General features: G+C 69.8%; 1 protein-coding gene. It reads left to right on the top strand.

Translation table 11 applies throughout. From position 1 onward, the window contains the following. Nucleotides 1-40: 40 nt before the first annotated feature. Entirely contained in the window at nucleotides 41-10735 is a 10695-nt protein-coding gene (locus J2X34_RS00520) for an amino acid adenylation domain-containing protein (RefSeq protein WP_429515849.1), read from the top strand. The last annotated feature ends 16 nt before the right edge of the window (nucleotides 10736-10751 follow it).

The following is a 10751-nucleotide window of genomic DNA, read 5'->3' as shown; positions in this document are numbered from 1 at the left end:
GGGCGATCGAAGTTTTCAGATGTCGGGAAGGACAAAGAACATGGCGGCCCAGCAGCCCGGAGTCGACTCGTTGACGGTCGAGGATCTGCCTCGACTCCTCGCCGGGGTGGTCGAGGTCGATCCCGAGCGGATCGCCCTGACCGCTGGTGACATCACCGTCACGTACGCACAGCTGAAGCAGGAGATCGAGACCCTCGACGCCGCGATGGGCGGGGTGCTCGGCATCGATGCGCTCGTGCCGGTCGTGCTGTCCACCGTGGCGCCGGGTCTGCTCGAGGCGCCCGAGACCGGGGGACTGCCCGGGCTGCTGAGTGCCCTGTTCAGCGATGCCGCCGAGGTGCTCGGGGACGACGCAGCGGCGTCCGCTGAGCCCGCAACCACGCTCGCCTCACTGTTCGACGAGCAGGTCGCCGCCACCCCGGACGCCGTCGCGCTCGAGTTCGACGGCGCGACGCTGACGTATGCCGAGTTCGATGCCCGCGCCAACCGCCTCGCGCGCCACCTGATCTCGCTCGGTGTCGGTCCGGACACCCTGGTGGGTCTCGGCATCCGGCGATCGATCGACCTGCTGATCGGGATGTACGCAATCGTCAAGGCGGGCGGCGCGTACGTCCCGCTGGACCCGGACCATCCGGCCGACCGCCTCGGCTATGTGCTCGACATCGCTCGTCCGGCCGCGATCCTCACGACGACTCGGGACGGTCTCACGCTCGACACCGACACCCCGGTCCTCGCGATCGACACCCTCGATCTGCACGCACTGTCGGCCGATCCGGTCACCGACGTGGACCGTCTCACACCGCTGACGGGCGAGAACCTCGCGTACGTCATCTTCACGTCCGGGTCCACCGGCCGCCCGAAGGGTGTGGCAGTCGGGCACGGTGCGATCGTCGCGAACCTGCGCTGGCGTCAGCACATGTACCCGATGACGGCAGCCGACGTGGTGCTGCAGAAGACGCCGTTCACGTTCGACGTGTCGGTGTGGGAGTTCTTCTGGCCGCTGCAGGCCGGTGCGCGTCTGACGATCGCGCTGCCGGACGGCCACCGCGACCCCGCGTACCTGGCCCGCACGATGGTCGAGCGCGGCGTCACCGTCGCGCACTTCGTGCCGTCGATGCTGTCGGTGTTCGTGGTCGAACCGAGTGCGGCGACAGTCACGACACTGCGGAACGTGTTCGCGTCGGGTGAGGCGCTACCGCCGCAGACCGCAGCCCGCTTCCGTGACATCTCGGGAGCGGCGCTGCACAACCTGTACGGCCCCACCGAGGCCGCCGTGGACGTCACTTTCCACGAGGTCACCGCGGCCGACACCGCCACGGTGCCGATCGGCGCCGCGGTGGCCGACACCGGCCTGTACGTGCTCGACGACGGACTGCGCCGCGTTCCGGCCGGGACCGAGGGCGAGCTGTATCTGGCGGGCGTCCAGTTGGCACGGGGTTACCTGCAGCGTCCCGACCTGACGGCCGACCGGTTCGTCGCCGACCCGTACGGCGGCCCGGGCGAGCGCATGTACCGCACCGGTGACCTCGTCAAGCTCGGCGGTTCCGGTGAGCTGGAGTACGTGGGCCGCACCGACTTCCAGGTGAAGCTGCGCGGTCTGCGCATCGAGCTCGGCGAGATCGAGTCGGCCCTGCTGGACCACGATGCGGTGTCGCAGTCCGTCGTGGTCGTGCACGCCGACCCCGAGCTGGGCGACCACCTCGTGGCCTATGTCGTCACCGACGGCGGCGCGCCCGTGGACCGCGAGGAGATGGCCGCCACGGTGAGCGCGCGGCTGCCCGAGTACATGGTGCCGTCCCTGTTCGTCGCGATGGCCGAGTTCCCGCTGAACGCGAGCGGCAAGCTCGACCGCAAGGCCCTTCCCGCACCGGACTTCTCGTCGCTGGCGAGCGAGTACCGCGCGCCGAGCACCCCCACCGAGGAGATGCTGGCGGCCACGTTCGCGGAGGTCCTGGGCGCCGAGCGGATGGGCGTCGACGATGACTACTTCGCCCTCGGCGGCAACTCGCTGAGCGCGACCCGCGTCGTCGCGCGGATCAACGCCGAACGCGGCATCCGCATCGACGTGCGCGACTTCTTCGACGCGCCGACCGTCGCCCGGCTCGCGGCCCTGGTGGACGCACAGGTCGCCGCGGGCGGCGACACCCGCGCCCCGCTGGTCGCGCAGCCGCGCCCGGAGACCGTGCCGCTGTCGCTCGCACAGCAGCGGATGTGGTTCCTCAACCGCTTCGACACCGACTCCGCGGTCAACAACATCGTCGTCGCGATCCGATTGTCGGGCTCGCTCGACGTCGCTGCGCTGCGCGGCGCGGTGAACGATGTCGTCGCCCGGCACGAGTCGCTGCGCACGGTCTTCCCGGAACGGGACGGCGCCGCGAGCCAGGTGATCCTGCCCGCGGACCGGGTCACCGTCGATCTGGACGCCGAGTCGATCACCGAATCCGACATCGTCGGTGCGGTCACCGAGACGATCTCCCGTGGATTCGATGTCACGGCCGCGGTCCCGATCCGGATGCGGCTGCTCGCGGTGTCCGCCACCGAGCACGTGCTCGTGGTGGTGGTCCACCACATCAGCGCCGACGGCTTCTCGATGGGACCGCTGACCCGTGACATCGTCATGGCGTATGCGGCCCGCTCGGCCGGTGTCGCCCCGGGCTGGACGCCGCTCGACGTGCAGTACGCCGACTACGCGCTGTGGCAGCGTGAGGTTCTCGGCAGCGAGGACGACCCGGAGTCGCTCATCGCGCGGCAGGTGGACCACTGGCGCGCCGCTCTCGCCGACCTGCCCGATCGGCTGGATCTGCCCGCGGACCGCCCGCGCCCCGCGATCGCGTCGAATGCCGGCGCATCGCATCGATTCGGGATCGACGCGGCACTCGCGGCGCGACTCGACGCCGTCGCGCGTGAGGCCGGCACGACCCCGTTCATGGTGGTGCACGCCGCGCTGTCGGTGCTGCTCGCCCGGCTCAGCGGCACCACCGACATCGCGATCGGCACCCCCGTCGCCGGTCGTGGCGAGGCCGCGCTCGACGACCTCGTCGGCATGTTCGTCAACACGCTCGTGCTGCGCGCCGACGTCCGGGAAGATCGCCCGTTCACCGAACTGCTCGCCCAGGTTCGCGCGTCGGATCTCGAGGCGTTCGGTCACGCCGATGTCCCGTTCGAGCGGTTGGTCGAGGTTCTGAGCCCGGCCCGCTCGCAGGCGCGGCATCCGCTGTTCCAGGTGGTGCTCTCGTTCCAGAACATGGACCGGACCGAACTCGCCCTCGGTGACCTGACCGTTTCGGGCGTCGACTTCGATGCCGCCGTCGCGAAGTTCGACCTGGCGGTGACGCTCGCCGAGGCCGATTCGGGCGCAGCAGGATTCGATGTCGACCTCACCTACGCGACGGACCTGTTCGATGCGTCGACGATGCGTGCGTTCGCGGAACGGTTCCTGCGGGTACTGGGGGCGGTCACGGCCGATCCGTCCGTGGTGGTCGGCGACATCGAGATCCTCGACGGCGCCGAGATGTCCGCGCTGACGGCGGCCGACGGCCGTGTCACCGAACCGCTCCTGCTGCCACGGATCCTCGAATCCGCGGCGAGCACCGATCCGTCCGCGATCGCCCTCGTGGCGGGGGAGCGGACCGTCAGCTACCGCGAACTCGACGAGAGCTCGTCGAGGTTGGCGCGCGTGCTGATCGACCGCGGTGCGGGACCCGGCGATGTCGTCGCGATCGCGCTGACCCGCTCGATCGATTCGGTGACCGCCGTGTGGGCGGTCGCCAAGTCCGGTGCCGCGTTCGTACCGGTGGACCCGAACTACCCGGCCGATCGCGTGACGCACATGGTGTCGGATTCTCGTGCGGTGCTGGGTATCACGCATGCCGAGCATGCCGACGCGCTGCCGTCCGGGCTGCCGTTGCTCGTGCTCGACGACGCAGCAACGGAACAGCAGATCGCGAGCGCGTCCGCGCTGGCGGTCTCCGATGCCGACCGGCGGCGCCCCCTGCACCTCGCCGACGCCGTGTACGTCATCTACACGTCGGGGTCGACCGGCGTGCCGAAGGGCGTCGTCGTCACCCACACCGGGCTGTCGGCCTTCGCCGACGAGCAGGTGGAGCGCTACCGACTCGGATCGGGTTCGCGCACGCTGCACTTCGCGTCACCGAGCTTCGACGCGTCGGTCCTGGAACTGCTCATGGCCTTCGGTGCCGGCGCGACGATGGTCATCGCGCCGACGACCATCTACGGCGGGCACGAACTTGCCGAACTGCTGCGGCAGCAGCGCGTGACGCACGCCTTCGTCACGCCGGCCGCTCTCGCGTCGGTCGATCCGGCGGGCCTGGACGCGCTGGGTGTAGTCGTGGTCGGCGGCGAGGCCTGCCCGGCCGACCTGGTGTCCCGCTGGGCGCCGGGCCGGGCGATGTTCAACGCGTACGGCCCCACCGAGGCGACCGTGGCGTCGAACATCTCCGACGCGCTGGTGCCGGGGGAGCCGGTCACGATCGGCCGCGCCATCCGCGGCGCGACCGCCTACGTGCTGGACGCGCGGCTGCGGCCCGTGCCCGCCGGGGTTCCCGGAGAGCTCTACCTCGACGGCGTCGGCGTCGCCCGCGGCTACCTCGGCCGTCCCGGCCTGACCGCGGAGCGGTTCGTCGCGAACCCGTTCGTCGGCCCGGGAAGCCGGCTGTACCGCACCGGCGACGTTGTGCGCACCGGTACCGACCGCGTGATCGACTACGTGGGCCGCGCCGACGACCAGGTGAAGCTGCGCGGCTTCCGGATCGAGCTCGGCGAGATCGAATCGGTACTGGCCGCACACGAATCCGTCGCGCAGGCCGCCGTGCTCGTGATCCGCGACCAGCTCGTTGCGTACGTGACCGCGGCCGACGGTCGCACGATCGACGTCGCGGCGTTGAAGGAGCACGCGGCCCGGTCACTGACGGCCTACATGGTGCCCGCTGCCGTGCTGGTGCTCGACCGGTTGCCGCTCACCGGCAGCGGCAAGCTCGACCGCAAGGCGCTGCCCGAGCCCGAGTTCGCGACGGCGGTGTTCCGGGCCCCGGCGACGCCGGTCGAGGAAACCGTGGCAGGGGTGTTCGCCGACGTCCTCGGCGTCGACCGGGTGGGGCAGGGCGACGACTTCTTCGCGCTCGGCGGCAACTCGCTGCTTGCGACGCAGGTGGCCTCCCGCTTGGGCGCCGCACTGGACACGACCGTCCCGGTCCGGCTGCTGTTCGAGGTCTCCACCGTGGAGGCACTCGCGGCCCGCGTGATGGAATCCGACGCCGGCGCCCGGACGGCGCTCGTCGCGCGGCCGCGTCCCGACCGGATCCCACTGTCACTGGCGCAGCAGCGGTTGTGGTTCCTCAACCGCTTCGAGCCGGAGTCGGCGGTGAACAACATCCCGCTCGCGATCCGACTGTCCGGAGCGCTGGACGTCGACGCCCTCGCTGCCGCGATGGGCGACGTGCTCGACCGGCACGAATCGCTGCGTACCGTGTTCCCCGACATCGACGGCGTCGGATACCAGCAGATCCGGCCCGCGGTCGAGGTGTCGGCGCCGCTTTCGGCGGAACCGATCTCGGATGTGGACCTGCCCGCGATCGTCGATTCGATGGTGACGGCCGGGTTCGATCTGACTACCGACCTGCCCGTGCGGATGCGACTGTTCTCGGTGTCGGAGACCGAACACGTCCTGGTGCTCGTCGTGCATCACATTGCGGCGGACGGTTTCTCGATGGGCCCATTGACCCGCGACGTCATGATCGCGTACGCGGCGCGATCCGCCGGGACCGTGCCGGGCTGGGCGCCGCTGGGTGTGCAGTACGCCGACTACACGCTGTGGCAGCGTGAGGTTCTCGGCAGTGAGGACGACCCGGAGTCACTGCTCGCCCAGCAGCAGAACTACTGGACATCCGCGCTCGCTGGTCTGCCCGACCAGCTGGATCTGCCGTCGGACCGTCCCCGTCCCGCCGTGTCGTCGTATCGGGGGGCACGGCTGTCCGTCCCGCTGAGCGGAGAGTTGCAGACCGCGCTCGCCGAACTGGCCCGCGCACGCGGCGTCACCTCGTTCATGGTGGTGCACGCGGCGCTGGCGGTGCTGTTGGCGCGGTCGAGTGGCACCTCCGACATCGCCGTCGGCACGCCGATCGCGGGCCGCGGCGAGCAGGCGCTCGACGACCTCGTCGGCATGTTCGTGGGCACCCTCGTGCTGCGCAGTGACGTCGACACCGCCCGCTCGTTCGACGATCTCCTGGCCGCGGTGCGTGAGACCGACCTGCAGGCGTTCGGACATGCCGACGTGCCGTTCGAGCGGTTGGTGGAGATCCTCGACCCGGCGCGTTCGCAGTCGCGGCACCCGCTGTTCCAGGTGATGCTGACGTTCCAGAATCTCGGACGCACCGACCTCGCGCTGGGCGGGTTGACCGTCTCCGAGGTGGAGTTCGACTCCGCCACAGCGAAGTTCGACCTCCAGGTCACCTTCGCCGAATCGACCGGCGAGACGCCCGACCTGACGATGGATCTGACGTACGCGACCGATCTGTTCGACGAGGCGACGGTCCGCGCCTTCGGCGACCGGTACCTGCGGATCCTGTCCGCCGCGACGGCCGACCCGGGAGTACCCGTCGGCGAGATCGACCTGCTCGACGACTCCGAACGCGACCTGGTGCTGCGGCAGTGGATCGACACCGACCACGACGTGCCGCGGGCGACGCTGGTCGACCTGTTCGAGGCACAGGTGGTGCGGACTCCGGATGCGACGGCGTTGGTGTTCGGGGGCGAGTCGCTGAGTTACGGGGAGTTCGCTGCGCGGGTGAATCGCACGGCGCGCCTGTTGATCTCGGAAGGTGTGGGTCCGGACTCGTTGGTGGGTCTGAGGATGCGGCGTTCGCTGGATCTGCTGGTGGGCATGTATGCCGTGCTCGCCGCGGGCGGCGCCTACGTTCCGGTGGACCCGGATCAACCGGCGGAACGCAACGCCTACATCCTCGACACCGCGAAGCCGGTACTGGTCCTGACGACCTCGCGCGACGGCGGTGATCTGCCCGGTGCCGCAGCGGTGGTCGAACTCGACACGACCGATGTGTCCGGTTTCTCGGACGCGCCGATCGTGGACGCGGAGCGGCGGGCACCGCTGCGGCCGGAGAACACCGCGTACGTGATCTTCACGTCGGGGTCGACGGGTCGGCCGAAGGGTGTGGCGGTCGAGCACGGCGCGATCGTGAATCGTCTGGTGTGGATGCAGGCCGAGTACGGGCTGACTGCGGGCGATGTGGTGTTGCAGAAGACGCCGTTCACGTTCGATGTGTCGGTGTGGGAGTTCTTCTGGCCGTTGCAGGTGGGTGCGCGTCTGGTGGTGGCGGCGCCGGATGGTCATCGGGATCCGGGTTATCTGGTGCGGGTGATGGCCGATCGTGGTGTGACGGTGGCGCATTTCGTGCCGTCGATGTTGTCGGTGTTCGTGGCGGAGTGGTCAGCGAGCGGTGATGCGGAACCGTCTGTGTCCCGGGCGGATTCGTTGCGTCTGGTGTTCGCGTCGGGTGAGGCGCTGCCGGCTCGGACGGCGGAGCGGTTCCGGGCGATTTCGTCGGCTTCGCTGCACAATCTGTACGGGCCGACCGAGGCCGCGGTGGATGTGACGTTCCACGAGGTGACGGTGGCGGACACTGCCGGGGTGCCGATCGGTGCGCCGGTGTGGAATACGCAGGTGTTCGTGCTCGATGCGCGGCTGCGTCCGGTGCCGGTGGGTGTGCCGGGTGAGCTGTATCTGGCGGGCGTGCAGTTGGCGCGTGGGTATGTCTCGCGCGCGGATCTGACGGCGGACCGGTTCGTGGCGAATCCGTTCGGTGACGGCGGCGAGCGGATGTATCGCACGGGCGATCTGGTGAAGTGGAATGCGTCGGGCGAGCTGGAGTACATCGGGCGTACGGACTTCCAGGTGAAGTTGCGTGGTCTGCGGATCGAGTTGGGGGAGATCGAGACCGCACTGCTGGCGCAGGAGTCGATCGCGCAGTCCGTGGTGTTGGTGAAGAACGATCAGCTCGTCGCCTATGTCGTCCCCACTGTGGGTGGCACGGTCGACACCGAGGTCGTGAAGGCCGCACTTGCGACGTCGTTGGCGTCGTACATGGTGCCGGCGGTGTTCGTGGTGCTGGATGCGTTCCCGTTGAATGTGTCGGGCAAGCTGGATCGGAAGGCGTTGCCGGAGCCGAGTTTCGAGGCCACGGCGTTCCGTGCCCCGACCACCCCGGTCGAGGGGATCGTGGCCGGCGTGTTCGCCGAGGTTCTGGGGATCGAGCGGGTGGGCCTGGACGACGACTTCTTCGGTCTCGGTGGCAATTCGCTGCTGGGTACGCAGGTGGTGTCGCGGCTGGGTGTCGCGCTCGATGCGCAGGTGCCCGTGCGGACCCTGTTCGAGGCGTCGACCGTCGGTGCGCTGGCGGCGCAGGTACAGAGCCTTGCGGGTGCGGGTGCGCGCAAGGTGCTCACCGCCGGGCCCCGGCCGGACCGGATCCCGCTCTCGCTCGCGCAGCAGCGCATGTGGTTCCTGAACCGGCTCGAGCCCGAATCCACCACGTACAACATCCCGCTGGCGATGCACCTCACCGGCGACCTGGACGACGGTGCGCTGCGTGCAGCCCTGCAGGACGTCCTCGTCCGCCACGAGGCGTTGCGCACGTACTACCCGGAGGACGCGGACGGCCCGTACCAGGTGATCCTGCCGACCGATCGGGTCGAGTTCGATCTCACGCCCGTCTCCGTGAACGCGGACGAACTGCTCTCCCACGTGAGCGGTCTGCTCGGCCAGGGCTTCGACGTGACCAGCGGTGTGCCGGCGCGGGCGGGACTGTTCCGGATCGACGACCGCACCCACGTCTTCGCGTTCGTCGTCCACCACATCGGCGCGGACGGTGTCTCGATGGCGCCGATGGCCCGGGACCTGGTCGCCGCGTATGCCGCTCGCAGCCGGGGCGAGGCACCGCAGTGGTCCCCGCTCGCGGTGCAGTACGCGGACTTCGCGCTGTGGCAGCGCGAGGTGGTGGGCTCGGCGGACGAGCCCGGCACGGTGGCCGCCGACCAGCTCGAGTACTGGGTGCGGACGCTGTCGGGCGCGCCGGATCTGCTCGACCTCCCCACCGACCGTCCCCGCCCGCCGGTGGCGTCGATGCGCGGAGCCGAAACAGGTTTCACGATCCCGGCCGCACTGCACACCGCACTCGATTCCCTCGCGCGGGCCGAGGGCGCATCGCTGTTCATGGTGGCGCACAGCGCGTTGGCCGTTCTGCTCGCGAGGCTCAGCGGAACCTGGGACGTCACGGTGGGCACCCCGATCGCCGGACGCGGGGACGCCGCGCTCGACGATCTCGTGGGCATGTTCGTCAACACGCTCGCGCTGCGGACGGAACTGACGTCGTCGATGACGTTCACGGATGTCCTCGCTCGCACCCGTGAGACGGATCTGGCGGCGTTCGGCAACGCGGACCTGCCGTTCGAGCGCGTGGTCGAGGCAGTGTCGCCGTCCCGCTCGACGGCGCGGCACCCGCTGTTCCAGACCGTGCTGTCGTTCCAGAACCAGCAGCAGGCCGCACTCGAACTTCCCGGTCTGACGGTGGGCGCGGTGCCGGATCAGGAGCGGGCCGCCAAGTTCGACCTGCAGCTGACACTGGTGCCCGCGCCCTCCGGAGATCTCGAGGCGCTGTTGACCTATGCGACGGACCTGTTCGACGAGTCGACGGTCGCGATGCTGGGGCAGCGGTTCGTCCGCATCCTCGAGGCCGTCGCCACCGATGCCCGCGCCGTCGTCGGTGACATCGACATCGTGTCCGACGCGGAGCGCGCACAGCTGCGCAGTGCCGCAACGGTCGGACGATCGGCGAACGTCGAGTCGGACGCAGTCGTCGTGCCCAGCGGCAGCACGGTGCCGCAGATCCTCTCCGCGGTGGTGGAGGCCGATCCGGAGGCCCCCGCGATCTCGGACGACGGTGAGGAGATCACCTACGGTGACCTCGACGAGCAGTCGTCCAGGCTGGCGCGGCTGCTGATCGGCGAGGGCGTCGGCCCGGGTCACCAGGTGCCGATCGTGCTGCCGCGCTCGGCGGACGCGGTGGTCGCGGCGTGGGCGGTGCTCAAGAGCGGTGCCGCGCTGACACCGATCGACGCAGCGGACGCGGATCGGATGCCGTCCGGCATGCCGGCCAAGGTCGGCATCACGACGTCCGCACACGTCGACGCCCTTCCCGACAGCATGGAATGGGTCGTGTTGGACGGCGACGCGGACCGGATCCACATCGACGAGCAGTCGGGCCGACCGGTCACCTACACCGAGCGGATCCGCCGACTGGGCTCCGAGGATCCCGCAATCGTGGCGGCAGACGGATCGTTCTCGCTCACCCACGGAAACGTGGTGGCGTTCGCGGAACGGGACCGCGCCCGCTACGACATCACCTACGAGTCCCGGACCGCGTGTACCGAGCCCCTGAGCAGCGTGTGGTCCGCGATCGAGCTGATCGTCGCGTCCACCGCAGGTGCGGTGACCGTCGTCACGGCACTACCGGACGGTAACGTCACCGACCTTCTGGCCGACGAATGGGTGACCCATGCGTTCGTGTCGGCGGCCTGCGCGCAGGCCCTCGACGTGGAGGAACTCGAGGATCTCGAGGTCCTCGTGCTCACCGACGGCGCACTGCCGGAGGAACGGCCGGACGTCCGGCGGGTCGTCGCCGATGCGGAGGCATGGTCCGCGTGAGGCGATAATGATGGTT

Source organism: Rhodococcus sp. BE178 (assembly GCF_050433545.1).
Lineage (GTDB): Bacteria > Actinomycetota > Actinomycetes > Mycobacteriales > Mycobacteriaceae > Prescottella.
This window is presented reverse-complemented; position numbering and strand designations above follow the sequence as displayed.

Bases quoted from the DNA above. Each gene is read 5' to 3' on its own strand.
- J2X34_RS00520 (WP_429515849.1), top strand. From the start codon at position 41: ATGGCGGCCCAGCAGCCCGGAGTCGACTCGTTGACGGTCGAGGATCTG.